The organism is Nemorincola caseinilytica, assembly GCF_039540515.1.
GTDB lineage: Bacteria > Bacteroidota > Bacteroidia > Chitinophagales > Chitinophagaceae > Nemorincola > Nemorincola caseinilytica.
Genome location: NZ_BAABFA010000004.1, coordinates 95,331 through 120,475 on the forward strand (window position 1 = coordinate 95,331; position 25,145 = coordinate 120,475).

The 25,145-nt window shown below is 50.1% G+C and carries 24 protein-coding genes; 11 read left to right on the top strand and 13 right to left on the bottom strand.

The features are described from left to right. Positions 1-77 precede the first annotated feature (77 nt). The 4 genes from ABD843_RS01145 (at position 78) to ABD843_RS01160 (ending at position 4,572) form a co-directional block, all read left to right on the top strand. Positions 78-542: a GNAT family N-acetyltransferase gene (locus tag ABD843_RS01145; protein WP_345077242.1), complete on the top strand. Its 465-nt coding sequence runs from the start codon at positions 78-80 to the stop codon at positions 540-542. A gap of 223 nt (positions 543-765) precedes the next feature. Beyond that, the gene (locus ABD843_RS01150) at positions 766-1,626 is read left to right on the top strand and encodes a hypothetical protein (protein ID WP_345077245.1); all 861 of its coding nucleotides are present in this window, start codon (positions 766-768) and stop codon (positions 1,624-1,626) included. Positions 1,627-1,693: 67 nt separating this feature from the next. Further along, entirely contained in the window at positions 1,694-2,035 is a 342-nt protein-coding gene (locus ABD843_RS01155) for a hypothetical protein (protein WP_345077248.1), read from the top strand. A 149-nt stretch (positions 2,036-2,184) separates the two neighbouring features. Further along, positions 2,185-4,572, top strand: coding sequence for a TonB-dependent receptor (locus tag ABD843_RS01160; protein WP_345077251.1), 2,388 nt, complete (start codon positions 2,185-2,187; stop codon positions 4,570-4,572). A 7-nt stretch (positions 4,573-4,579) separates the two neighbouring features. On the opposite strand, the gene ABD843_RS01165 is transcribed toward ABD843_RS01160, so the two are convergent. The 3 genes from ABD843_RS01165 to ABD843_RS01175 all read right to left on the bottom strand — a co-directional run bounded on the left by ABD843_RS01165 (position 4,580) and on the right by ABD843_RS01175 (position 7,904). Continuing rightward, a complete protein-coding gene (locus ABD843_RS01165; protein ID WP_345077254.1) occupies positions 4,580-5,776 on the bottom strand; it encodes a cation:proton antiporter domain-containing protein in 1,197 nt (398 codons plus the stop codon). A 110-nt stretch (positions 5,777-5,886) separates the two neighbouring features. Beyond that, positions 5,887-7,260, bottom strand: a complete 1,374-nt coding sequence (locus tag ABD843_RS01170) for a M28 family peptidase (RefSeq protein WP_345077257.1) — start codon at positions 7,258-7,260, stop codon at positions 5,887-5,889. Between the two features lie 98 nt (positions 7,261-7,358). Continuing rightward, positions 7,359-7,904: a hypothetical protein gene (locus ABD843_RS01175; RefSeq protein WP_345077260.1), complete on the bottom strand. Its 546-nt coding sequence runs from the start codon at positions 7,902-7,904 to the stop codon at positions 7,359-7,361. 83 nt (positions 7,905-7,987) lie between these two features. On the opposite strand from ABD843_RS01175, the gene ABD843_RS01180 reads away from it, so the two are divergent. Next, complete coding sequence (locus tag ABD843_RS01180; RefSeq protein ID WP_345077262.1) at positions 7,988-8,233, top strand: 4a-hydroxytetrahydrobiopterin dehydratase; 246 nt, start codon at positions 7,988-7,990, stop codon at positions 8,231-8,233. 12 nt (positions 8,234-8,245) lie between these two features. Here ABD843_RS01180 and ABD843_RS01185 read toward each other — a convergent pair whose 3' ends face one another. Next, positions 8,246-9,256, bottom strand: a complete 1,011-nt coding sequence (locus ABD843_RS01185) for a PAS domain S-box protein (protein WP_345077264.1) — start codon at positions 9,254-9,256, stop codon at positions 8,246-8,248. 237 nt (positions 9,257-9,493) lie between these two features. On the opposite strand from ABD843_RS01185, the gene ABD843_RS01190 reads away from it, so the two are divergent. Then, the gene (locus tag ABD843_RS01190; RefSeq protein WP_345077266.1) at positions 9,494-9,961 is read left to right on the top strand and encodes a low affinity iron permease family protein; all 468 of its coding nucleotides are present in this window, start codon (positions 9,494-9,496) and stop codon (positions 9,959-9,961) included. Positions 9,962-9,977: 16 nt separating this feature from the next. Here ABD843_RS01190 and ABD843_RS01195 read toward each other — a convergent pair whose 3' ends face one another. After that, entirely contained in the window at positions 9,978-10,379 is a 402-nt protein-coding gene (locus tag ABD843_RS01195; RefSeq protein WP_345077269.1) for an energy transducer TonB, read from the bottom strand. Positions 10,380-10,433: 54 nt separating this feature from the next. Beyond that, positions 10,434-11,165 carry a class I SAM-dependent methyltransferase gene (locus ABD843_RS01200; RefSeq protein WP_345077272.1) on the bottom strand — a complete coding sequence of 244 codons (732 nt, stop codon included), beginning with the start codon at positions 11,163-11,165 and terminating at the stop codon, positions 10,434-10,436. Positions 11,166-11,280: 115 nt separating this feature from the next. Here ABD843_RS01200 and ABD843_RS01205 point away from each other — a divergent pair, with 115 nt between their 5' ends. The 3 genes from ABD843_RS01205 (at position 11,281) to ABD843_RS01215 (ending at position 15,613) form a co-directional block, all read left to right on the top strand. After that, complete coding sequence (locus ABD843_RS01205) at positions 11,281-11,982, top strand: class I SAM-dependent methyltransferase (protein WP_345077274.1); 702 nt, start codon at positions 11,281-11,283, stop codon at positions 11,980-11,982. A gap of 10 nt (positions 11,983-11,992) precedes the next feature. After that, the gene (locus tag ABD843_RS01210) at positions 11,993-15,013 is read left to right on the top strand and encodes a glycosyltransferase (RefSeq protein WP_345077277.1); all 3,021 of its coding nucleotides are present in this window, start codon (positions 11,993-11,995) and stop codon (positions 15,011-15,013) included. A 156-nt stretch (positions 15,014-15,169) separates the two neighbouring features. Continuing rightward, entirely contained in the window at positions 15,170-15,613 is a 444-nt protein-coding gene (locus ABD843_RS01215) for a type I restriction enzyme HsdR N-terminal domain-containing protein (RefSeq protein WP_345077279.1), read from the top strand. Here ABD843_RS01215 and mltG read toward each other — a convergent pair. After that, the gene (mltG, locus tag ABD843_RS01220; protein ID WP_345077282.1) at positions 15,610-16,644 is read right to left on the bottom strand and encodes an endolytic transglycosylase MltG; all 1,035 of its coding nucleotides are present in this window, start codon (positions 16,642-16,644) and stop codon (positions 15,610-15,612) included. The two genes, ABD843_RS01215 and mltG, sit on opposite strands and share 4 nt — an antisense overlap. A gap of 121 nt (positions 16,645-16,765) precedes the next feature. On the opposite strand from mltG, the gene ABD843_RS01225 reads away from it, so the two are divergent. Beyond that, the gene (locus tag ABD843_RS01225) at positions 16,766-17,590 is read left to right on the top strand and encodes a hypothetical protein (RefSeq protein WP_345077285.1); all 825 of its coding nucleotides are present in this window, start codon (positions 16,766-16,768) and stop codon (positions 17,588-17,590) included. Between the two features lie 177 nt (positions 17,591-17,767). Next, entirely contained in the window at positions 17,768-18,682 is a 915-nt protein-coding gene (locus ABD843_RS01230) for a phosphoribosylaminoimidazolesuccinocarboxamide synthase (protein WP_345077287.1), read from the top strand. Between the two features lie 66 nt (positions 18,683-18,748). Here the strand turns inward: ABD843_RS01230 and ABD843_RS01235 are convergent, their stop codons facing one another. From ABD843_RS01235 to hppD, 6 genes are all read right to left on the bottom strand, one after another. After that, positions 18,749-19,285, bottom strand: a complete 537-nt coding sequence (locus ABD843_RS01235) for a DUF4199 domain-containing protein (protein ID WP_345077290.1) — start codon at positions 19,283-19,285, stop codon at positions 18,749-18,751. Positions 19,286-19,401: 116 nt separating this feature from the next. Next, positions 19,402-19,914, bottom strand: coding sequence for a response regulator transcription factor (locus ABD843_RS01240; RefSeq protein ID WP_345077293.1), 513 nt, complete (start codon positions 19,912-19,914; stop codon positions 19,402-19,404). Positions 19,915-19,965: 51 nt separating this feature from the next. After that, positions 19,966-20,340, bottom strand: coding sequence for an Hpt domain-containing protein (locus tag ABD843_RS01245; protein ID WP_345077295.1), 375 nt, complete (start codon positions 20,338-20,340; stop codon positions 19,966-19,968). Continuing rightward, entirely contained in the window at positions 20,337-22,808 is a 2,472-nt protein-coding gene (locus ABD843_RS01250) for a hybrid sensor histidine kinase/response regulator (protein WP_345077297.1), read from the bottom strand. The genes ABD843_RS01245 and ABD843_RS01250 overlap by 4 nt, the downstream gene beginning before the upstream one ends. 8 nt (positions 22,809-22,816) lie before the next feature. Continuing rightward, complete coding sequence (locus tag ABD843_RS01255) at positions 22,817-23,617, bottom strand: alpha/beta fold hydrolase (protein ID WP_345077299.1); 801 nt, start codon at positions 23,615-23,617, stop codon at positions 22,817-22,819. Positions 23,618-23,789: 172 nt separating this feature from the next. Continuing rightward, positions 23,790-24,920, bottom strand: a complete 1,131-nt coding sequence (gene hppD / locus ABD843_RS01260; RefSeq protein WP_345077302.1) for a 4-hydroxyphenylpyruvate dioxygenase — start codon at positions 24,918-24,920, stop codon at positions 23,790-23,792. Positions 24,921-25,145: the final 225 nt, after the last annotated feature.

Genomic DNA, 25,145 nt, shown 5'->3' on the forward strand with positions numbered 1-25,145 from the left:
TCCGGGCCTTTTGATATTAAAGAGGTTGCTTCTTAATACCGATCTTACTAAATTTATATACCCGCTATACCGCATCTATGCAACACATCACCACCTCGTATAAAGACTATATCATCACAACCGATAAAAGCCTCATGAACCTCGCCGACATTCATAAATGGCTGTCAGAAGAGGCATACTGGAGCAAAGAGATACCATACGATACGGTCAGGACACTTTTCGAGAATTCATATTGTATAGGCGCTATGAAGGGTACCGAGCAGATAGCCTTTGCCCGCCTGGTAACAGACTATGCCACTTTCGGCTACCTGGCCGATGTATATGTGGTAGAGGCGCATAGGGGAGAGGGTATCAGTAAGCAAATGCTCGATCTGCTCTTCGGTATGGATTGGGTAAAATACCTGAGACGTACAATGTTATCTACTATTTACGCTCACGACCTATATCGCAAATATGGTTTCACCGAATGCCGTTACCCCGACAGGCTTATGGAGATACTGCGGTCGCCCGATATGTACAAGCAAATGACAGAAGAAACATAGATGATGTTGGTACATGTAATGCCAAACTTGTGTTAAGAAGACATTTATATTTTGCATGAGATGTTCCTTTTGTGCGCTGATATTCAATGTCTTGTATGGTCTGTTTTGTCCTTGTGACATATTTTATATAAATCCCACTTTTTACCGCCTCCGCATAGTGTGGTCGTAATTTTGATGTAGCAATAACAGAGATACCTGTTTTCGTTCACCAAAAACGATCGCCATGAAAAAGCTCATTGTAATTGCACTCGCCCTCATAGGTTATCTTCCGCTTAGTGCCCAGACCAAGAAGAAGCCCACCAACGCAAAACCAGCAAAGCAGGTAACTGAGACCCCGGTCAATACATCACTGCCTGCCATGAATGATGTCATTCTGCGTACACAGGCCAATGTGGACCTTCTTACTGCCAATATGGGCAATAATGCTCACGAGCGCGATGTGAATACCATCATCAAAGATATTCAGCGGTACCTCGATTCTGCACAGGGACCACGCACCCGTGCCGATGTGCTGCTTACCAAGAATTATACACCGCTCAGGTCGTTCTACCTTACCACTACCAACAAGACCACTGTGGCTACGGCGTTTCTCTATGCCGATGCACCCTATACATATGCCATGCACAATGATGGTCTTGCCCTGCATATAGGCGCAGTAAAGAGTGGCGAGACATATGACCTGGGTATGAAGACCGAAAAAGGCATCATACGCACTGCCCTGCTCAACTGCCTGCTGCCATCCCTGAATGCATTCAGCGAATTCCGCGATACAGATATAAAGTATGTAGGGCTAAGTATCTACTATGGCTGCAGCGATAGCCGCGAAGAAGGGAAGAAGGTAACTCCTTATACCCTTACACTGGTAGCCCCGCTGGCCGATGTCATTCAGTATGCAGCGGGCGATATGACGGCCAAAAACCTGCTTGCCAGCTCAGAGCTATACCAGGCCGATGCCATGAACCGTGCCATACTGAACCGTGTATATATAGACATCAATGACAATTCAGATGAGGTCATACCACGGTCACCTGCCAGGACCGTTATAATAGGTCCACTACCCGATGTCTATATGGAGGTAAAATAGCTGTACACAATGTGTAGAGATATTTCAACATAACACACACCATTTCATAACTTAAAAACCTTTAACTATGAGAACTATAAAAGGGATATTAGCTACTGCCGCCATAGTACTGGCATGTAGCGCTGCCGCACCGGCACAGATATATGTGGAAGTAAGGCCTACCATACCTGTATATACACGTCCTGCATCTCCCGGCCCGGGTTATGTGTGGATAGAGGAGGACTGGAATCCCTACAGCGACCGCTACGAATGGCGTGGTGGTTACTGGGCTCCTGCCAGAACAGGTTACTATTACAGGCCCGGCCGTTGGCGCCATTCGGCCCGCGGTTATTACTGGTCTCCCGGTGGCTGGCGCCAGCATGGTCATCGCCATGGCAACGGCCGTGGACATGGTCACCCTCGCAGGTAAGCTGTTAATGTGAGTTATAGTGGTATTGCCACAGCAAGAGGTCGTCTCATCAGAGACGACCTCTTTTCATGTACCTTGTTAGATGCATATAAGGGTTAGATGGTTTATTAAGATCTGTTCTTATCTTACAAGCTAAAGTTCATTGTAGTATGCAAAGGCCCTTACTCTTCCTCCTCCTTCTCCTTTTCCCCCTTCTCTCCACTGCCCAGCGGTTCCAACGTATACGCGGCACTGTGGTAGATAAGGAAACGAAGGCCGTGCTCATAGGTGTTACCGTGATGGTGTCTGATATGGCGCCTGCGCCCGGCACTGCCACTAACGACAGGGGCGAGTTCAGCCTAGACAGCATACCAGTAGGCAAGCACGACATAACCCTCTCGTATATGGGCTATGAGGGTCGTACTCTGCGTGATGTGTTGGTAACATCGGCCAAGGAAGTGATATTGCCCCTGGAAATGGAAGAGCGCGTAGTAAAGATGAACGACGTAGTGGTGACCCGCAAGCGCGAGCATATCAATGATATGGCGCTTGCCAGTACCCGTACCTTCGATGTGCAGGAGACCGAGCGCTATGCAGGCAGCCGTTCCGACCCTGCTCGCATGTCCTCCAATTTTGCAGGCGCCCAGGGCGGCGACGACTCGCGCAACGATATTGTCATACGCGGCAACAGCCCGCAGGGCGTGTTATGGCGTATGGAAGGTGTGGACATCCCTAATCCCAACCACTTCAATATTCCCGGTACTACAGGCGGTCCCGTAAGTATGCTGAATAGCAAGCTGCTGGCCAACAGTGACCTTTTTATGGGTGCCTTTCCTGCCGAGTATGGCGATGCCGTGGCCGGTGTGTTCGATGTACGCCTGCGCAATGGCAACAACAAGAAGTACGAGTTCACAGGCCAGTTGGGCCTGCTGGGCACAGAGGCCCTTGCCGAGGGACCTATATCGCGTAAGGCCGGTTCTTCCTTCCTGGTCAACTATAGGTACAGTACATTACAGATATTCCAGGGGCTGGGCATAAAGGTGGGTACCACATCTATACCGCAGTACCAGGATGCCAGCTTCAAGCTCAACTTCCCCATGGGCAAAAAAGGCGATCTCTCCTTCTTTGGCCTGGGTGGCCTCAGTCGCATCGACCTCATCGTAAGTACCCTCACCGAGCCCGAGCCACAGTTGTATGGCGAATCGGACAGGGACCAGTATTTCAAGGCAGGCAGTGGGGTAGTGGGCGGCACCTATGGCATTACGCTCAATGATAAGAACTACATGAAGTTCACCATAGCACAGTCGGCAAGCAATGTATGGGCGCTGCATACCAAGGTGTTCAGGAATGCCTCTTTCGCTGTAGATTCTATGAAAGATGTGCTAGGTTACGATTTCAATGTCGCCTCTACTGTAGCGCATTGGTACATCAACAAAAAGATATCGCCTCGCCAGACACTGAAGTACGGTATTGTGAACAAATATTATTCGGTCAGCTTCCTTGATAGTAGCAGGCAATACCCCACATCGCGCCAGGACTGGCAGCTGCGCGAGAACTATAAGGGCGGCACCGACCTCGTACAGGCATACATACAGTACAAGCTACGCCCCAGCGAGGTGATGACCCTCACAGGTGGGCTGCATGCACAATACCTTACGCACAATGGCTCTAAAGCCCTGGAGCCACGCGCCGGTATGCGCTGGGCCGCAAGTGGTAAAGATATCGTTACCGCAGGTTATGGCCTCCATAGCCAGGTGCAGCCGCTCTACCAGTATTTTGCCCATTTGCCGCAAGACCCGCCCGGTATCATGCAGAACTATAATGTGGACTTCACCCGTAGCCATCACTTTGTAGCCGGGTACGAGCGTATACTCGGTCCTCACCTGCGCCTACGCACAGAGGCCTATGGCCAGTACCTCTACAATGTTCCCATAGAAAGGCGCATAGGTTCCAGCTACTCGGGTCTTAACCAGGGCTCTACCTTCTCCCGCAATTTCCCCGATACTATGCAGAACACAGGCACGGGCTACAACTATGGCATAGAGGCAACGCTTGAAAAAACATTCAGCAAGGGTTTCTATTTGCTGCTCACCGGCTCTGCCTTCGACTCCAAGGCCGCTGGCAACGATGGCGTGTACCGCAATACCGATTACAATACACAGTATGCCGTGAATCTGCTGTTAGGGTATGAGAAGAAGATAGGCAAATACAGCACCCTCACTACCGGCGCCAAGGCTACCACTATAGGCGGTAAGCTATACTCGCCGGTAGATGTGGCTGCATCCAATGCCCTGGGCGATATAGTAGTGGTAGACAGCCAGCGCAATTCGCTCAGGTTCGCGCCCTACTACCGTGTGGACCTCAAGCTGGGCATCCGCATCAATGCAAAGCGCCTCACACACGAGATAGCCGTAGACCTGGTGAATGTTGCCAATACGAAGAACATACTATCGCTCACTTACAGCAGCGATCTTGCGGCACAGGGCGTGGCATATCCCTTCTACACACAATACCAGCTAGGGTTCCTGCCTATCTTCTATTACAGGCTCGATCTGTAGGTCTCGTTCAAAGTATATCATCTTCGCGCTGGTGAAAGAACATCAGGCCCAGCATCATCAGCAGGCTTGTCAGTATCACCACGAACAGCAGTATGCCCGGGTTGAAGTTGTCCATCACCCTTGATGCAGGTATGCTGTAGAACAGCAGTATGGTCACCAGGCCGCGCGGCATCAGGAATAGCTCGGGCAGTAGGTTGGCCTTCAGTATAAAGCGCAGGTAAAGGAAGCGGCTCACGAACAACACCGCCACTATCAGCGATCCTATTAGGGCCACATCGGCCGTGGCTACCGATGCTATATCTATCGTATAGCCGAACAGGATGAAGAAAAAGGTGCGCAGCAGGAATGATGTCTCGGCGGTTATCGACCGCATCAGGTGCAGTATCTCGTTCATGCGCTCAGGTGAGGCATATCTGGCGAAAGGGCCGCGTAATACCTGTTTGCTATTGTTCAGCACCAGCCCGAAGACCAGTACTATAAGCAGCGATGGTATATGTATCATTTCGCCAGCGCTGTACACAAGGGCCAGTATAGCGAACATAAGGAAGAACCGCAGGGTAACGGTGATCTTCATAAGTATGTATAGCAGCAGCAGCGATGCCAGTATGGAGATGATGAGCGCCAGTACCAGGTTGCCGGCGAATATCCCGAACGATCGCCAGCTCAGTACGTTCTCCATCAGCATATAGTCGAATACCAGTATGCCTATGATGTCGGAGAATGATGATTCATAAATGATGAATTCTTTCTTAGCCTCCTGCAGGTGGCTGGTACTGGGTATCACTATAGCGCTGCTGATGATGCTCATGGGTATAGCATATATCAGCGACTGATGTAGGGACCTGTCCAGGCTCCACGCTATCAGGCTGCCTATGCCTAGTGCCGATAATGCGAATATGCCCAGTGCCGACAGGAAGGAATTGCGGATAAGAGGCAGCTTCTCCCGGTTCACCGATAGGTCCATAGCCGCTTCCAGCACTATCATGATGATGCCTACCGCGCCCAGTATCTTTACCAGTTTCTGCACATTGATGGCCGTATAGCCATAGTGGTTCAGCAATAGTTGCACACCTAGCCCGGTGGCTATGAGCAGCAGTACAGAGGGTATCTGTGTCTTACGGCTCAGCATATTGAACAGGTAGCTGAGTATCACGGTACTGCTCAGCAGAATGATAACGGTATGGGTATGTAGCTGTATAGGCAAATGCGTGTGGTTTTCTTAAAGATAACCCATACGCGCTGGTGTAAAAGCCTTTGCGACTTAATTTAACATACCTCTAAAGCGATCACTGATGGTCTTCGGGGCGATAATAGCTATTCCAGTCCATGCTCGCACACCAGGTATACGAACTGTGCCATCACCGCAGCGCCCAGTTTCAGCTCGCGGTGGTTCACCTGTTCAAATACATCGTTCGGTGTGTGGTGCACATCAAAGTATCGCTGCGAGTCGGGCATAAGGCCAGCCATAGGCACCTTGTGTTTGTGGTATAGCGGGCTTATATCCACTCCGCCCTCCTCATGGTCGAAGTCGTACACATTGTAGGGCAGGAAGAGATGCTTGTATTGCCGTATATGGTTCTTTTTTGCCTCGCTCATTTCCAGCCCTATGCCACGGGGCGAAAAGCCACCGGCATCGCTCTCGAAGGCCACCACATGCTGCTCTTTGCGTGCCACTGCCGAGTCGGCATAGGCATGGCCGCCCTTATTACCGTTCTCTTCGTTCATAAAGAGTACTGCGCGTATGGTATAGCGTGGCCTGTAGCCTATGGCCTTTAGCGCCCTTATCACCTCTATCGATTGCACGCATCCGGCTCCGTCGTCGTGCGCTCCCTCACCTACATCCCACGAGTCCAGGTGGCCACCTACGGTTATTATACGTTCCGGTTGCTCCGTTCCCTTTATCTCGCCTATCACGTTGAATGAGGGTACCATATCCTTCATCATGTGGCATTCCGATGTCATTCGGGCGCTCACGGCTCCTTTTTTACACGCCGCTTCCAGCGCATCGGCCGTCTCATTGCCTATGGCCATCTCAGGTAGTTTCACTGCCAGGGAGTCCTCATAGTGCATGCTGCCGGTATGCGGATGATCGTCCATGCCTGTGGACATAGACCGGATGATGACACCCGCAGCCCCACGCTTTGCGGCCACATTGGGGCTGTTCCACCTATAGGCCACGGCATCGCCATACCCGTCAAAGCTATTGACAAAGTCCTGCCGGAAGCGGTAGTTGAAGAAAACTATCTTGCCCTTTACATCTTTTTCCGGCAGGGCTTTGTATTCGTCAAAGCTACCCACCATCACCACCTGTGCCTCCATAGGCTTGCCGCCTGTACCCTCACTGTTCCCCAGCGATAGCGCAGGCACTTTTTTATAGCTGCCGTTCAGGCGCAGTTCCAGGCTTTCCTTTCCCCTGTACCAGTAGGGTACGTTCACCTTTTGCAGCCATACCTTATCGGCGCCGGCCTCTTTCATGGCCTTCTCGCCCCATGTCACAGCTTTTGCTGCGGCGGGTGTGCCACTGAGCCTATGGCCTACGGTCTTACACAGTACGCGCAGGTTCTCGTAGCAGGTGCCGTGCAGCAGTATCTCGTCCGATATGCGGCGGAACATTATCGAGTCCTGTGTTTGCCCATATCCGGTCATTGCCGCCAGGCATATGGCTATAGAAAGAGTGGTACGTTTCATTTTTTGCTGGTAATGAGTGGTAGAACGAAATGTAAGCGACCGGGACGAAAGTGCAGGTACACAGCGGCATATTTACCCCTATTTATACCCCGCCCTCATTATTCCTTCCCGCCAGAGCCTTTGAACTGGTGGTGCGTTTCCTTGAACAGCACATTGAAGGTCGTCAGCGATCCGTATATGGCCGTTATGTATTGCTGCAGCTCTATCTTATCGGCATCGTCCATGCCCTTATGGGCATTTATCTTCTGCTCCATCACGCGCAGGCGGTCACGCACCATTATTATCTTGTGGAAGAAGGTGTCTATCGGTATCTCTTTAGGCTGCTGGGTGGTATCTCCTGGCTTCAGTATCATGTTGCCGCGTTTCCATTTCTGGGCTATGGGCACCATTTGTGTGTCGTGCAGGCGTTGGTCCAGTATATTGTTCAGCGCCTGTTCTATATCGGCTATGGTCACGCCTTCGCCGGTGGTGCCTCCGCCTTCTGTGGCCTCTGTTATTTTCAGCTCATAGTCCTTACTGATGCTCTTGGTGCCCTGCTGCGACTTGAACCATATTATGTAGAACTCCTGTGCCACATCTACCACTACGCCCCTGCCAAAGTGCTGATGCTCCACGCGCGAACCTATGCCCAATTGTGTGCTCATGTATATGCTTGTTTTTATGGCTACAAGATAAGGAAGGATATGGTCATTACGAACATCCTTATTTATACCTACCTTTAGAACAAATGACCATCACTATGTGGCAGGAGACCGACAATAAGCTATACCGGAAATTCCGGTTCGCCGATTTCAGCGAGGCGTTCGCTTTTATGACACGCGTGGCGATGCTTGCCGAAAAGGCCGACCATCACCCCACCTGGACAAATACCTGGAACACCGTAGAGATATGGCTATGCTCGCATGATGCCGGTAATACCATCACCGACCGCGACCGCAGACTTGCCGCAGCTATAGACAAGCTGGTAGCCTAGTGTCTTTATGGCCTATACTACTATCGGTTCTCTTATTATGTTCTTTTCCAGGTATTCGTTCAACTTGTAAGAGTAGTCGTTCAGCTCCTCTATGGTGCTTATCAGGTAGCCTACCATTTCCTGGCATTCTTCTGTAGTGGTGGGTACATCGTCGCGCATCAGGTACAACAGCCCCTGGCTGGTGGCTATAGGCCTGCGTATCTCGTGCGATACCATGAAGAGCATTTCCTCCAGCGACCGCTGGTATATCTTGCGCTCTTCCTCCATTTCCTTCTGCTTGTTTATCACTATACGCAGCGACAGGAAGCCCGATATCTTCTGGCGGTTGTTCTTTATAGGTATTATCACAGTGTTCACCCAGTAGTACGACCCGTCCTTCGCCCTGTTCTTTATTTCGCCCGTCCACATCTTGCCGCTGCATATGGTCTGCCACATTTCGGTGAAAAACGACCGTGGATGATGTCCCGAGTTGACGATGTTGTGTGTTCTGCCATGTATCTCGCGCAGCGAATATTGCGATATCTCGCAAAAGTTGCGGTTGGCATAGGTTATTATCCCTTTCTCATCCGTTATGGTGCAGATCATGGACGAGTTTATGGCCGTCTTAAAGGCGTTCAGCGTGTTCTGCAGTGTCTCTTTTTCCTGTTTCGTCTCTATGGCCTCGTTCACGTTCCTGCCTACTACCATCACTTCCAGCAGTGTGCCGCTATCGTCAAATATCCCGGTAGCTTTCCAGCTTACCCATTCGCGGTGGCCGTCTATGCCCGATCGTATCGTGAGCGATACAGAGGGTTTTTCGGTCGTCAGCGATGCCATTTGCTGCATATAACGGTGGGCTTTATCCTCAGGCAGACCGGCCGTGAAGGTCTGGCCCATCAGGTTCTCTGCTTTCGTTTGCCACAGGTCGGCAAAGGCCTTGTTCACATAGTTCCGTTTGCCGTCAGCCCCTATTACCAGTATCAGATCGTCCGAGTCTATCAAAAGCGCATACCGCCTGTCTCTTGTGTCTGTCGTATCTTTCATCTCCACGCCTTCCCGCACATGCCGCATGCCACATGCAGCGGGAAGTTATATTTAAAAGGTCAGTAAATGCAATATTGCGAAAATACTATCATAAATATTGCTGAACCAGAATAGATAGTGCATTCACATTAGCTTTTGATGGGATTAACAAAAGCAATGACATTTTAGTTGCGGCTCACCCGGGCTGCAGTGTGCGCAACAAGTGCTAAATTTATTGTCTAAAAACAAGGTCCTATTATGAAGAGGAAAAGAAGATCGCAGATCAGGGAGAAGTTCGACAGGTTCTCAGGTCATATTACCCGCCTTACCGGCACACCCGCTGCATTTATCATAGCATTATTGGTCATAGCGGTATGGGCCATCACCGGGCCTATATTTCATTTCTCCGATACCTGGCAGCTTGTCATCAATACCGGCACCACTATCGTCACTTTCCTTATGGTGTTCGTCATACAGCAGGCCCAGAACAAAGATTCTATGGCCATGCAGCTGAAGCTGAACGAGCTGATAGCCGCCACAAAAGGCGCCAGCAACCGTGTAATAGATATAGAGGACCTGACGGAAGAGGAGCTAAGGGTTCTGAAGAAGTTCTACATAAAGCTGAGCGATCTTGCCGAGGAGAGCTCTGATATAGGTGCCACGCACTCTATAGACGAAGCCGAGAAGAACCAGGCCTTCAAGAAGCACGACCGGAGGCCGTCATAGCACATAGCTATGCGCCCTAGTCCTCCAGTATGAACATGATAGGAAGGTTGAAGTATACCTTTACCGCTACACCATTCTGGGTCCCCGGCGACCATTTGGGCATTTCTTCTACTACGCGCAGGGCTTCCTCATCGCAGCCACCACCTATGCCTTTTATTATACGCGCACTGTCTATCTCGCCCGTTTCGGTCACTATGAAGCGTACTATCACCCGCCCTGCTATGTTCTCCTTCCGTGCCTTTTTCGGGTATTTTATGTTCTCTCCCAGGTATTCGCCTATGTTGAATGGGGCTTTGGGCATTTTCTCTACATACTGAAATACATCAGGGTGGGCCGCCTTTGTAGCCACTGTGTCTATCTGTGCGCTGGCCTGCACCATAATGAAGCAACAGGCGGCAGTAATAAGGCTTTTTAGCATTGGGGTATGTTTTTATAAGATGGATATATGTGTTTGTTGTGATATGCATTTATGCTATATCATGCCCTCTGCCAGGCACGTCACCCCGAACATCTTGTTCATCGATGCCACCTTCATGTCCAGAGATGATATGCTGTAAAGTATCTTGTTCACCACCGGGCTGAAGCTCTGCATGTTGGACTTGCTGGTATCCTTGTTCTTGCGCAGGTTATCCAGCTTGCGGAAGGTCCATATCATAGGGAACAGGCTGCCGTATAGGTAGTAGGTATTCTTTATGTTGTACTTCGCCTCGTTCAGTACCTTGTTCAGGGTATCTATCTTGTAGCGGCGGTAGTGCCCCAGCGATACGTCATGATTGCTCCACAGCGAGTAGAAGGCAGGTACCGTGATGAAGAAATGGTTCGATGCCGGTACACTATTGGCTTTTATATCCTGTAGCATCTTCAGGTCGTCCTCCAGGTGTTCCAGCACATCCATCATCACCACCAGGCTATTCTCTATGCGCTCGGGTATATATAGCATTTTCTCTATTTTCTTGCCCTTGGTTGCGGCTATCTCCTCGGGGGTATAGTTTATATCTACCAGGCATACCTTCTTTATCTTGTCGCCAAATGCCTTTTCCAGGTTTATGGCAAAGAAGCCCGAGCCCGAGCCTACATCTATTATAGTAAGGGAGGGGACCTTTTGCAGTACTTTGCGCGTATAGGCTATCAGCGGCTGTATCTTGCTCTGGTAATACCAGTGGTTGTCAGGGTTCACGCCGTTCTCTAGTTCTCTCAGGTCCATTAATTACTATCTGTTTTATATGCGGCTGTAAATTTAGCAACTTTAATTACTTTTGAAACCTGCCTGTCCGCCTGCTCTTGCAGTTGCGGTAGGCTTTTATCATACAGCGCACCCAATGAACCGTTCTATAACCAATGCCATCCGGTATGTGATGGACAACTGGCTGCCGCCTGCCATAAGAGATAGCAGGTGGTTCATGTATCCCTTCTTTCATATATGGTTCAAGGGCAAGAACGTGCGCCTGTATATGGATTTCAAAGATATAGCATATACACTTACCGAGGAGCAGTTCTCAGAGATATATCGCAACCTGGACTGCCTGGCATACGACCGCCCTACCGATATGAACATGCCCAGCATAAAGCGGCTGGTAGAGCTAATAGATAAAGATGCCCGTAACCTGCTGGATGTAGGCTGTGGCCGTGGTTTCCTGCTCAATTATATAGGCGAGCATACCCAACTGGCCACTACCGGCTGCGACCTTTACGATAGTGTACCTACACTGAAAAAGGCAGCATATAAGAAAGGCACCATATACAAGCTGCCCTTTGTCGATAAGGAATTCGATGTGGTCACCTGCTCGCATACCATAGAGCACCTGCGCCAGCTCCCCGATGCCATCAACGAGCTGAAACGTGTGGCAAAGAAGCAGCTCATAATAGTGACCCCATGCCAGCGGTATTATTATTTTACTATGGACCTCCACCTCAATTTCTACCCCATAGCAGCTTACCTGCAGAAGGAGATAGATATTGCCGATAATACATGCGAGAACATTCAGGGCGACTGGGTATATGTCGGGAACCTCGAAAAATGATACATAAGCGATGAAGAAAGATCAGCCAATGCAGCGAACGAACAATGCCGGTCCCGGTAAGAGGGACTTCCTGCTGTCGCTTGTGATACCATGCTACAACGAGTCTGCCCGGGTGGGCATCATGCTGCAGGGCCTTGCCGAGCTGAACGAGAAATGGCAGGGCGACTACGAGGTGATAGTGGTGGACGATGGCAGCAAGGACGATACCGTGCAGAAGATAACCACTGCGCTGGATGGCGAGCATGCTGCCCTGAAAAGCAGGATCACTATAGAGCGCATGCCTGCCAACGGTGGCAAGGGCGCTGCGCTGAAGCATGGTGTAGCCCTGGCAAAGGGCGAATACATACTGACGCTGGATGCCGATATGTCTACCAGGCCCACCGACCTGCTGGCATGGGAAAAACGCGAAAGAGGCCTCTTCGATGGTAGCAGGGTAGTATACATAGGTTCGCGTAAGCACGAGGAGGGCAATGTGCAGGCGCTGCAGAGCCGCCGTTTCATAGGTGGCATTTTCAATGGTGTGGTACAGATGTTCACCAGCCTCCGCCTGTCCGATACCCAGTGTGGCTTCAAGCTCTACCCGCGCGATGTAGCCAAATTCCTTTTCGGCAATATGCAGAGCACCGGCTGGGCGCACGATGTAGAGCTCCTTTACCAGGCCGATCTGAATGATATACGCATAGTGGAAATGCCTGTCACCTGGGTGAACATGCCCGACAGCAAGGTGAATGTTGTAAAGGATTCCATAAAGATGTTCTTCGGTGTGCTCACCATATCGCTGCGCACATGGTTGTATAATACTTTCCGCCTCCCGCTTCGTATGCCTTCCGAGGCCACGGCCGAACAAAAGGCACGCATCAGGGGTAGGGCAGTGTTCAATATCCTGGCCCTGCTGCTGGTCATACTCATGCCGCTCATGAGCTTTCAGTATGCGGTAACGGGCGATGAGCACTGGCATTTCGACTACGGCAACGCCATCTACAATTACTTCTTTCACGGCGATACCGAGGCGCAGACCGCCACCACGGGCATACAGTACTACGGTGGTATCTTCGACTTCATCACCGCCTTTGTATTCAATGTCTTTCACCCATGGGACCACTACACCACCATGCACTTCATCAATGCTGTGGTAGGTTCTATCGGTATCATATACGCCGGCAAGCTGGCCCGCTTCTTTGCCGGCTGGAATGCAGGTATACTGGCCATGCTGCTGCTGGTGTTCTCTCCTAGCTGGTTCGGCCACAACTTCGCCAACCCCAAGGATATACCTTTTTCCGTAGGTTATACCGCAGGTATCTATTTCATACTATCCTACCTGCGCTCGTTGCCCCGGCCTATGGCCAGGCACACACTGGGCCTCATAGCCGGCATAGGCTGGGCCATGGGTGTGCGTATAGGTGGTTTCCTGCTTATCGCCTACCTGTTGCTGTTCCTGCTGTGCTATGGTGTTTACTCCAAACAATTGAAGACCGTGTTCTCCGGCAAGGTCATCAAGCAGTTCGCCATAGTGGCCGCTGCCGGTTACCTGATAGCGGTGCTGTTCTGGCCCTATTCTCACCTCGGTATCATAGAAAAGCCACTTGAGGCCCTGAAGATCATGTCCAATTTCTTTGTGAACATAGGCATGCTCTATGATGGCAGCAAGATCCTCAGCAACCAGGTGCCATGGTACTATATACCCCGCTATATACTATATACCGCACCGCTGGTGGCCCTCATAGGTAGCGGTATAGGTATAGTAGTAATGGCAAAGCTCTACAAGACCGATAGGCAGAAGTTCGTGTTCTCGCTCTTCCTGCTCTTCACCATAGTTTTCCCTGTGGCCTATGCCATATACAAAAAGTCGTCGCTCTACGATGGCTGGCGTCACTTCCTGTTCGTGTATCCACCCATTGTGGTCATAGCTGCTATGGGCTGGAACGCCCTCACCTCATCGGCCAATAAAGGCCTGAAATATGCAGGTATAGCCCTGCTGGCAGGTGGTATAGCGCTGCCTGCCAGGTTCATGGCTGCGAACCATACTTACGAGTCCCTCTACTACAACGAGATAGCAGGTGGCCTCAAGGGCATGTACGGCCGCTACGAGACCGATTACTATATGCTGGGTATAAAAGAGGCCACCGAATGGCTGGTAAAGAACGAGCATATAGGCGACAAGAAGGTCATCATAGGTACCAGCACCACTTACCCTATGCTGGCGGCCCTTTACCAGGAGAACAGGAAGAACCTGCCCTCGAAGTACCAGGATGTATACGAGCGTTATGCTCACTTCGAGCGTAATGAGGCATACATGGAGTTCGCCAAAAGCCACCCTGATTTCAAGGACGCTTTCAACCCCCTTGTCATATATGCCGGTTACAATGTACGCTATACCAAGGACTGGGATTACTACATAGGTTTCTCCCGCTTCATAGATGCTGCCGTACTCAACAGTGGCAACTGGCCCCCCGAAGAGACCATACACATAGTAAGGGTAGATGGTGTGCCTATAGCTGCGGTGCTGAAGCGCAAGACCAAAAAAGATCTTGCAGGGTTCAACCTGATGAAGGAGAAAAAATATACCGAGGCCAAGGAGATGTTCCTGCAGGCGGTAAAAGAATATCCCGGCAACGATATGGCATGGGCAGAACTGCTGCGCCTGTACGAGGCCGAGGGCAAGACCGACTCCGCACTCTATGCCGGTTACAAGGTACTGGCAAAGAACCCGGCCGATATCAATGTGAACCAGGAAATGGGCGGCATCTTCCTGAAGCAGCAGAAGGTGGACAGCGCTATCGCGCTCTACAAGCGCCTGCAGCCGTATAGCAAAAGCTATAGCCATTTCTTCCTGGCATATACCTATGCTGTCACCGGCAATGCCAATGCAGCATTCACCGAGATAGACAATGCCATAGCTGCCGACCCATACAACGACCAGGCATATAAGCTGGGCATACAGATAGCCCAGCAGACCCGCGATATGGGTCGTGCAGAGGAATACACCACCAAGGCCGCCAAATACTTCCCTCCGCAGGAAGCGGAGGAATAGTGGGTGGATCTTAAATTGTTGTATAACATTCGTTGCAACAATACCCGCGCGACCGCGCGGACATCGCCCTCCCTCTCCGAAGGAGAGGGAGGGGAGAGGCCAATATGCGACAATTTGAAATGCGCCATTGTGTTTTCAGCGTACATTTGACCCGCAATGATCATCCTCGATATCACTGGTATAGAGCTAAAGCTGCGGCACGATGGTGGCAGGCCCATGGTCTTCGACCCTGTGCGCAAAAGCTGGTTCGTCCTTACGCCCGAGGAGCATTTGCGACAATATGTGCTGCGGGTACTTATCGATAAAATGGGTTACCCTGCATCTCTGGTATCGGTAGAGAAAATGATAGATGTGGCAGGGATGGACCGCCGGTTCGATATAATAGTATATGGCCGCGACCATACGCCCTGGATGCTGGTAGAATGCAAGCGGCCCGATGTGCCCATTACCCAGGCCACACTGCACCAGTTGCTGGCCTATCAGAATGTAGTAAGGAGCAGGTATTGGCTGCTTACCAATGGCCCTCAGGCTTTTTGTGCCGATGCCGCCGATGTGGCCGATATACAATGGCTCACGTCTTTGCCCGCCTATCCGTTCTAGTGAATGCCCCTGTTGTCCAGCGCCCTGCGGTAGGCATTGGCATTGCGTATCTGCTCTTCAAAGGTGCTGGCAAATGCCGTTCCGCCACGCAGGTCGTCCTTGGCGCAGAAGTATAGATAGGTGCCATGCGGCGCATCCAGCACTGCATTTATGCTGGCTGTAGATGGTGTACATATCGGTCCAGGCGGCAGGCCCTCATACATATAGGTGTTATAGGGCGAATCGTACAGCAGCATAGCGCTGTTCACCCGCTTTATCGCAAAATCGCCTATCGCGAATTTCACTGTAGGGTCGGCCTGTAGTTTCATGCCCTTCCTTATCCTGTTCAGGTATACGCTGGCTATGTTCGGTTTGTCGGTGCTCAGGTTGGTCTCTTCCTCCACTATCGATGCTATCACTATCGCCTGCATAGGTGTTATGCCTTGTGTCTTGGCCTTCTGCTTACGGGTGGGCGTCCAGTAGCGGGTATGGTTCTTGTGTATCTTGCGTATCACGTTCTCGGCCTGCGTGTTCCAGTAGAATTCGTAGGTGTCCTGCATTATCACGCCCATCACTGTACCGGTATCAGCGCCCAGTTCGGCCGCAAAGGCGGGGTCACGCAGCAGCTCACGCAGGCGAAAGGAGTCCGCCTCCAGGTTGGTCGCTATCAGCCTTATCAGGTCGTTCTTGGTGCGCAGCTTGTTCACCACCAGTCGCACAGGTTCCTGCTTGCCTGCCCGCAGCATGCGCACTATATTATAGTTGCTCATGCCCTTTTTTATGCGGTAGCGGCCGGGATGTATATGTTCCGGCAGTTTTAGTGCCGTGGCCACAAAGCGAAAACCGTTCATATCGCGTATCATGCCGCTACCCTGTAGCGATCCCACCACTTGCTCATAGGTGGCGCCGGTGCGTACGTACAGGTATTCGTCCTTGGTAAAAGAGCCGGTATTGGGCCCAAAGACCTCGAAGAAAAAGAATGCCCCTGCGCCAATGATAGCTATGACCAGCCCCAGCAGCAATTTGGATGATCCCGACCTCTTTTTTCCCATACCGCGAAATTATATCAACTTACTCGAACCACAACATTTTGATATGCGTATGCATGCAAAAAGAATTGTGAATAATTGTTCTGCATGTATCATTGCATGTTTATTGAATAGTTTTGCATAGATGGTACGCCTGTTAGGACGATCGTTGCTGTTCATTGTTCTTACCATACTTACACAGGTGGGTGGGGTAGTGTACCTGCTCAGTATTTTCGTATCGGGTCGTTTCGTACGGTCAGTATCTTGGGAAGTGCCGCACTGGGTAGTGAAGGTAGTATCATTTATAGCACTTTATTGTATCGCCATATGCACTGTAGTACCTGCCTTGGCAGCATTGTATGGACGGGTCCGGATGCCTATGTTCACGTCTCACCATATAAGGCCGGTCACCATCTGGACCTGCCTGCTGAATCGCAATTATGTACGCCCGCAGCTTCGTAGTGCGGTATATGAGGTGGGCGATAAGATGGCGGCAAAATATCCCGGTACCAATATTAATTACCTCGATGCGAATTTCCCTTTCTTCAATGGTTTTCCGCTATTGCCGCATCTCAGCCATAATGATGGCAAAAAGCTGGACCTTTCCTTTTGCTATGACCATGGTAGTACAGGTACGCCCACCAATGATGTACCATCTTTTATAGGGTATGGTATATGCGAAGAACCCTTACCGGGCGAGGTGAATACTGCGGAAGGGTGCTATGCAAAAGGATATAGACAATATAGCATACTCAGATATATAGTGCCACAGGGTGCAAAGGCGAACTTCGCTTTCAACGCACAAAGAACAAAGGGGCTTGTATCATTATTAGTGTTGCACAAGGCTATAGATAAGATATTCATTGAGCCTCATTTAAAGAGCCGTCTTGGTCTTTCCAGCAGTAAGGTCAGATTTCATAGCTGCCGTGCAGTACGGCACGATGACCATGTACATATACAGGTCAGATAATATATTCATCTTAATGCGCTAAGGGATCTCCTCAGGCAAGAGCATTTTACATACGTTCGTTTGATCTTATTGTCTTATATATATTAATTACCCCATTCCCGACCTGTTACTTTTTTGCGACCTGTTTCTCCTATCTTTGCACTCCTTTTTAATCAGAAACGATAAAAACACATCATTATGCAGTTACCTGGTCAGACCAATTTTTACAAAGGAAAAGTAAGGGACGTATACACTATCGATGACAAGTACATGGTAATGGTGGTGAGCGACCGCATATCGGCTTTCGATGTGGTGCTTCCCCGCCCTATACCCTACAAGGGCCAGGTACTCAACCAGATAGCGGCACAATTCCTGGATGCTACCCGCGATATAGTGCCCAACTGGATGATAAATACCCCGCTTCCCAACACTACCATAGGTTATAAATGCGAAACGTACCCTGTAGAGATGGTAGTGCGCGGCAACCTTACCGGCCATGCATGGCGCACCTATAAGAGCGGCAAGCGCGAGCTGTGCGGTGTTCCCCTGCCAGAGGGCATGAAGGAGAATGACCTTTTTGAAAAACCCATCATAACCCCTACCACCAAGGCTCATGTAGGACACGATGAAGACATATCCCGAGAGGAGATAATAAGCAGCGGCCTGGTATCGAAAGAAGAATACGAGCAACTGGAAAAATACACCCTTGCCCTTTTTGAGCGGGGTAAGGAAATAGCCCGCGAGCGCGGACTGATGCTGGTGGATACCAAGTACGAATTTGGTAAAATAGGCGATACCATATACCTCATAGACGAGATACATACGCCTGACTCCTCACGTTACTTCTACCTGGAAGGTTACGATGAGCGTCAGCGCAAAGGCGAAGCCCAGAAGCAGCTTTCAAAGGAATTCGTTCGTGAGTGGCTTATGGAGAATGGCTTCCAGGGCAAAGAAGGCCAGCAGGTACCCGAAATGACCGAAGAAGTGGTAGGCCGCATATCGGAAAGGTACATAGAGCTGTACGAAGTGGTTACCGGCAAGACCTTCCAGAAACATGACCTGAACTATGCCGAAATGCAGACCAAAATAGAAGAAGCACTGAAGCAACTGTAATGAACAACATAACATGAAAGATGGCTGCACCCGCAAGAGTGCAGCCATCTTTCGTATGTATAGCTATCAGGCAGTTCTTAGTTTCCCGCTCTTATCGTTCTTCCTCAGTATGGCAGCCGCTATCAGCGATACTATCAGCCCTACGGGAAATATCTCGGCATACGTTATCAGCGTAAAATAGACCGGGTTCTTATAGCCGTCCTTCCATTCCTGTATCTGCGCCATGGTCTCGGCTATCTTCTTCTGGTCGCCGCTTTGCTGTGCCCGCTCTACCATATGGTGGGTGTATTTATCCATAAAGTCGGGCAGGAAGTAATTGTACATTATGGCCCATGTGAGCACATACATGGTAGACGCTATAAAGGCTATGAGCAACCCTATAGATAATGCCTTCCCGAACGACACCACACCTCCGTTCTGTTTGTCGCGGTAGTTCTTTACAGCCACAAAAATGAGGGAGAAGGCCAGCACCATAGATGCATAGCCTATCAGCATGCTTCCCTCATAGCCGGGGTCGGATGCGCACATAGACATGCTGATACCCATAATGGTGGAAGCAATGACACCGGAAATAAGCCCGGCCGTAATTACGATCTTTTTCATTTGTTGGTTTTTTGGTTTCATGGCACAAAAATGTGGCGCCATACCGGTCATCCGTTCATACCAAAGGGTGATTTTGCCTCACTTTTGTGCGTTTTCATACTTATGGGCGAGTTCTTTCAGGGTATAAGCCCCAGTTTGCGAGCCTGGTCCACTGCCTGGGTGCGGCGCTTTACATCCAGCTTCAGGAAGAGGTTCGATGAATGTGTCTTTATCGTATTCAGCGATACATACAATCGTTCAGCTATTTCCTGGTTGCTCAGGCCCTTGGCCATCAGTTGCAATACATCCATTTCCCGCGCACTGATGCCTAGCTTTTGCAGTTGTTGCTCATTGATGGTGAAATTCGTAATGTCAGTAGAAGGGGTAGTGGGAGACGGGTCGGCTGCAGGCTGGGTTATGTATATTTCCTTTTCTATTATTACTGTTTCTTTCTTGGGGCGCATTATTTTCAATGCCAGCCATATGCCCAGCCCGGTAAAGAGCAGTGCGATAGCCCCTATGTATATATCGGTGGCATGGTCTATTATCAGCAGTCGCCACTGCAGCCAGCTAAGCAGCAATAGCAATGCTGCGAGCGATATGCCATAAATGACGATATTCCGTATGTTGCCGGCAGACCTTAAGGACATTCTATATACTTGCAGGTCAAAACTACGATCTTTTGTAGTAGTGGTGCAGGGTTATTTCTGATGCAGCTTTTGCAATACGGCTCTCATTTCCCCGGTGGCTTTTGCCGCAAGCGGTACTATTTCGGTTATCAGGTCGGGTATCTCTGCTGTTCTCTGTTCATCAGCACAGTACCTTTCTACGGTATCCAGCATGTGGAATAACACGGTACTGCCTATAAAACTGAAAGCGCCTTTGAGCGTATGAGCGCTAAAAGCTATCTGGGGCATGTCATTATTGCGGGCGGCAGCTATCATTTTATCCATGTTCTCGGGTATGGAAACAAGGTAGGTATCTATCATTTGTTCCATAAAACTATCATCACCATCGGCCACATCGAGAATGTAGGCCATATCGATGTACTCATACTTGTCTTCAGAAGAGATCATTGTAGTTGTGGTAATTTAGGCGTCCACTCGTCTATCTTGTTCTTTATATCCTGCATCTTGAAGGGCTTGGGTATATAGTCGTCCATGCCATTCTCGAAGATCTTCTCGCGGTCGCCTGTAAGGGCGTTCGCTGTTGTTGCAATGATGACCGGCCGGTCGCTTCTGTCCCCATACATATCGCGTATGATACGGGTGGCCTGATAGCCATCCATTTCGGGCATCATTACGTCCATAAAGATAAGCTGGTATCGGGTGCTGTGCAAGAGCTCTACTGCTATTTTGCCGTTCTCTGCCAGGTCGGCCGTATAGCCCAGCTTTTCCAGGGCCCGCATTATCATCTTTTGGTTTATATCGTTGTCTTCTGCCACCAGTATCTTTACCTGTGCTGTGTCGTTCTGTGTTCTTGTAGGAGATGTAGGGATCGGTTCGGCGCCCGTTCTTGCTACCGGCGATCTCATATTAAGCGCCTCTATGAAGGCACGCTCTATCTGTGCCTGCTTGGCCGGTTTGTGCAATACCACGGCAAAGAGCTCTTTCATCTCTGCAGCATCCAGCGGCAGGTAGCCCGCAGAGCTGAATAGTATGATAGGTAGTTGCGGGTATTCCCTTTTTAATATCCGGGCCACTTCTACACCATCTTTCCCGGGCATCAGCATGTCTACCATTACCAGGTCGAAGGGGGTGCTGCGCAAAGCGGCCTCTGCCTCATCGAAACTGTAGGTAGTAAGCGGCAGCATATGCCATAGCTCGCACTGTGCCTGCATTATTTTCAGGTTGGTGATATTGTCGTCCAGTACCAGCACCCGTTTGCCGGTCAGTTTCTGTTCGTTGGTCTTGTCGCGGGCAGTATAGTTTATTGCCATACGGCTGGCCTTTGCCGATATGGTGAATGTAAAGGTAGAGCCTACGCCTACCGTGCTTTCGGCTTTGATGGTGCCACCCATCAGCGCCACTAGCCTGCGGCATATGGCCAGCCCCAGGCCTGTGCCACCGAACTTGCGGGTGGTGGAAGAGTCTACCTGCGAAAAAGTGTCGAACAGCTTGTAGAACTTATCCTGTGGTATGCCTATGCCCGTATCCTTCACCGAGAACTGCAGTATATGGTCATCCTGTTCGTTGCTGATAGATGTAACATTCACCAGCACTTCGCCGCGCTCTGTGAATTTCAATCCGTTCGATACCAGGTTCATCAGTATCTGTTTCAGCCGCACCATATCGCCATGTATCTCTGCAGGTACCATCGGGTCTATATAGTAGAGCAGGTCTATCCCTTTTTCACCGGCCTTCATAGCCAGCAGGTCGTAGGTCTCTTCTATAGCAGTGCGTATATTCAGAGGCTGTGCCTCCAGTTCCATTTTTCCCGATTCTATTTTCGAGAAGTCGAGTATGTCGTTGATGATGGAAAGGAGGGTCTCACCACTTATTCGTATGGTCTCCACATAATCTGCCTGCTCTTCGGTAAGTTGTGTATTGGCAAGAATGCTGGCCATACCTATCACTCCATTCATGGGTGTGCGTATCTCGTGGCTCATATTTGCCAGGAAATCCGATTTCGCCTTATTCTGCTCATCGGCTATCCGGCGTTTTTCCACCAGTTCCGTGTTCAGTTCCTTCAGCATGTCATTGGCCTTGTATATCTCTGTTATGTCGTCGAATACCCATAGCCTGCCGCTGATGTTGGTCGACCGTACAGGTACGCACGATACGCTCAGTGCCAGCTCTACCGGTGTGCCAAAGAGCCATTCCCAGTTCTTTATCGATCTGTTGGGAGAACTGAACAACTGGCCGGCTTCTTTTAATATATCCTCCCGGTTCACCGCATCATTGCGAAGCTGCTGCATGGCCGCAGCGATGGCCATAGGGGCATTATTGTCCTCGTTCAGGTGCAGCAGGCGTGCTGCGGGGCCATTCAGCCAGCCTTGCCGGCCGCTGTCGTCTATGAATACGATACTCTCGGGTATGGTGCCAAGTATGGCATTGAAACGGGTACTGAGCTCTTCTATAGAGTAGTATGTCTGTATGAGCATGGCGGTCTCTTTGAGGCCGGTCCATACATGCTGCAGGAACTGGCGGAACGCATCGTTCACATCCGTTCCTTTGTCAATGAACAGTGCGAACACCCCTGTGAAGGCTTTTTCCTTTACCGGTATCAGCACCAGTATATCATCGGGGGCTTTGGTGATGAGGGCTCCGTTGGCAATGCGTATCTCATAGATAGAGACCACCTCATCTATCACCGTAGCATTTATGAAGCCACTTATGTAGTTGTCTGATGCATAAAGTACCCGAGCCGTGATACTGTCTTCCAGCCTGATGATGGCCGCAGCCTGTGCATGAGCATATTTCTGTAGCAGTAAGGTGACCTCACGATATATGGCATTGAGGTCTCGCTGCCTTTTTATGGGGTAAAGGTCTACGAAGAAATTCACCGCCTCTTTCAGCCAGTTCGCTTGCTGTACTGTTTCCACGCTGTTGGTTATATGAAATTCCTTATTTCCCGTATTATTTCTTTCGCTGCGCTTATGTGGGGAAAATGCCCTTCCGCATCCACTACATGCATAGTGCTGTTGCCTATGTTCCTGGCCAGGTATTCGGCTACCTGCATAGGTACAGCTATATCATGTTTTGTCTGCAGCAGCAGTGTGCGTTTGTTCAGTTTATGCAGGTCGGCACGGTGGTCCGATTGGAAGATGACCCTGGCCACAGATTGTGCAATATCCGGGCGTATCGCACTTAGGGTCTCGGCAAAGCCCATGGCCAGTTCGGGCCTGTCGGGATTGGCCATGGCCGCAGGTGCGAAACCGCTTACCCAGGCATAATAATTATTGGCCATGGCATCGTACAGTCCGTTCAGCGACGGCTGGTCGAAACCTCCCACATATCCATCATCGTTCAGGTAACGCGGCGAAGCGCCCACCAATATCATTTCAGAAAAAAGATCAGGTTGTTTTATGGCGGCCAGCAGGCTTATCATACCGCTTACAGAGTGCCCTACCATTATGGCATCCTTTACATCCAGCGCGGCGCATATTTCTACAAGGTCATCGGCATAGCTATGCAGGCTATCGTATCTGTTCGGGCTGAAGGCCTCGGGCTGTGCCTTTCCTGCGCCAACATTATCGTACAACACCATCCTGTGATCATTCGCAAAGGCGGTAGAGACCTCCTTCCAGGCATTCTGGTCTGTGCCGAAACCATGAGCGAAAATGATGGTCCTGCCTTTACTGTCGTTATTTACTACCGTTACATTGTTCTTTACAAGTGGGTCTGATAGCATATCCTCGTCGTTTTATTGTAATGAAGTTGGTAATTATGCACTTATATGTACTAAAATAGAATTTTTTTGTGAAGTTAACAAACCAAAGGAATAGCGCTGTATTAAAACTCTTATAAGCACAAAAAATGCAGGGTCTGTGCCCTGCATTTTTTACAAAAAGAACTTATCGATATTAAAGGTTGCCACGCTTGGCCTGTTCGCGCTCTATCGATTCGAACAACGCTTTAAAATTGCCTGCGCCAAAGCTCTTGGCGCCCTTGCGCTGTATGATCTCGAAGAACAGGGTGGGGCGGTCCTCTACCGGTTTGGTAAAGAGCTGCAGCAGGTAGCCTTCCTCATCGCAGTCTACCAGTATACCCAGTTCCTGCAGTGGCGCCATGTCCTCGTCTATCTTACCTACACGGTTTGGTAGCTCTTCGTAATATGCATTGGGTGGCGCATCCAGAAATTCCACACCGCGCGCTTTCAGTTCGCGTACGGTCTTCACTATATCGGCAGTGGCTATGGCCACATGCTGTACGCCCTCACCCTCGTAGAACTCCAGGTATTCTTCTATCTGCGACTTCTTTTTACCCTCTGCAGGCTCGTTGATGGGGAATTTCACAAAGCCATTGCCATTGCTCATCACCTTGCTCATCAGGGCAGAGTATTCGGTATTTATCTGCTTGTCGTCGAAAGACAGTATGTTCACAAAGCCCATCACGTCCTCGTACCATTTTATGGTGGGGTTCATGCGGTTCCAGCCTACATTGCCCACGCAGTGGTCCACATACAGCAGGCCTGTATCAGAGGGCTGGTAGCTGCTTTTCCATTCCTTATAGCCGGGCATGAATATACCATTGTAGTTCTTGCGCTCTACGAACAGGTGCACTGTTTCGCCATAGGTATATATACCGCTCATGCGCACCTCACCATTCTCATCGGTGAGGGTAGTTGGTTCCATATAAGACCTTGCCCCGCGCGATGTGGTCTCTTCGTAAGACCTGTATGCATCATCTACCCACAGGGCCAGTATCTTCACGCCATCTCCATGCTTTTTCACATGTTCTGCTACAGGATGCTCAGAACTAAGGGCTGTTGTAAGTACCAGCCTTATCTTGCCCTGCTGCAGTACATACGATGCCCTGTCGCGCACCCCTGTTTCGGGGCCGGCATATGCCAGCGACTGAAAACCGAAAGCGGTCTTGTAGTAGTGGGCGGCCTGCTTGGCATTGCCTACATAGAACTCCACATGGTCTGTACCATTGATAGGCAAAAAGTCCTTTGCCTGTAGCATTTTTTGGCTTACTGTGAGTGTTTCCATTTTCTTCTTATGGTCTTATGTTAGAGGATAATAATGGGGCACGGTATGGGGGTACTGTGCTTCCCTGATGCAAAAATAGGCAAAGCGCGCGAAATAGGGTGTGCGGGCTACACCGCAGGCTGGCATCCCTGCATATGTACCTGTATACCGTGTTTTTCTTTATTTTTGTTATATACATTTCACTTGCCCGGGAGCGTAGCTTAGGTCGCTCCTTATTATAATACT

Coding starts and splice junctions, on each gene's coding strand:
- ABD843_RS01145 (WP_345077242.1), top strand. CDS start 78: ATGCAACACATCACCACCTCGTATAAAGACTATATCATCACAACCGAT.
- ABD843_RS01150 (WP_345077245.1), top strand. CDS start 766: ATGAAAAAGCTCATTGTAATTGCACTCGCCCTCATAGGTTATCTTCCG.
- ABD843_RS01155 (WP_345077248.1), top strand. CDS start 1,694: ATGAGAACTATAAAAGGGATATTAGCTACTGCCGCCATAGTACTGGCA.
- ABD843_RS01160 (WP_345077251.1), top strand. CDS start 2,185: ATGCAAAGGCCCTTACTCTTCCTCCTCCTTCTCCTTTTCCCCCTTCTC.
- ABD843_RS01170 (WP_345077257.1), bottom strand. CDS start 7,260: ATGAAACGTACCACTCTTTCTATAGCCATATGCCTGGCGGCAATGACC.
- ABD843_RS01175 (WP_345077260.1), bottom strand. CDS start 7,904: ATGAGCACACAATTGGGCATAGGTTCGCGCGTGGAGCATCAGCACTTT.
- ABD843_RS01180 (WP_345077262.1), top strand. CDS start 7,988: ATGACCATCACTATGTGGCAGGAGACCGACAATAAGCTATACCGGAAA.
- ABD843_RS01185 (WP_345077264.1), bottom strand. CDS start 9,256: ATGAAAGATACGACAGACACAAGAGACAGGCGGTATGCGCTTTTGATA.
- ABD843_RS01190 (WP_345077266.1), top strand. CDS start 9,494: ATGAAGAGGAAAAGAAGATCGCAGATCAGGGAGAAGTTCGACAGGTTC.
- ABD843_RS01195 (WP_345077269.1), bottom strand. CDS start 10,379: ATGCTAAAAAGCCTTATTACTGCCGCCTGTTGCTTCATTATGGTGCAG.
- ABD843_RS01200 (WP_345077272.1), bottom strand. CDS start 11,165: ATGGACCTGAGAGAACTAGAGAACGGCGTGAACCCTGACAACCACTGG.
- ABD843_RS01205 (WP_345077274.1), top strand. CDS start 11,281: ATGAACCGTTCTATAACCAATGCCATCCGGTATGTGATGGACAACTGG.
- ABD843_RS01210 (WP_345077277.1), top strand. CDS start 11,993: ATGAAGAAAGATCAGCCAATGCAGCGAACGAACAATGCCGGTCCCGGT.
- ABD843_RS01215 (WP_345077279.1), top strand. CDS start 15,170: ATGATCATCCTCGATATCACTGGTATAGAGCTAAAGCTGCGGCACGAT.
- mltG (WP_345077282.1), bottom strand. CDS start 16,644: ATGGGAAAAAAGAGGTCGGGATCATCCAAATTGCTGCTGGGGCTGGTC.
- ABD843_RS01225 (WP_345077285.1), top strand. CDS start 16,766: ATGGTACGCCTGTTAGGACGATCGTTGCTGTTCATTGTTCTTACCATA.
- ABD843_RS01230 (WP_345077287.1), top strand. CDS start 17,768: ATGCAGTTACCTGGTCAGACCAATTTTTACAAAGGAAAAGTAAGGGAC.
- ABD843_RS01235 (WP_345077290.1), bottom strand. CDS start 19,285: ATGAAAAAGATCGTAATTACGGCCGGGCTTATTTCCGGTGTCATTGCT.
- ABD843_RS01240 (WP_345077293.1), bottom strand. CDS start 19,914: ATGTCCTTAAGGTCTGCCGGCAACATACGGAATATCGTCATTTATGGC.
- ABD843_RS01245 (WP_345077295.1), bottom strand. CDS start 20,340: ATGATCTCTTCTGAAGACAAGTATGAGTACATCGATATGGCCTACATT.
- ABD843_RS01255 (WP_345077299.1), bottom strand. CDS start 23,617: ATGCTATCAGACCCACTTGTAAAGAACAATGTAACGGTAGTAAATAAC.
- hppD (WP_345077302.1), bottom strand. CDS start 24,920: ATGGAAACACTCACAGTAAGCCAAAAAATGCTACAGGCAAAGGACTTT.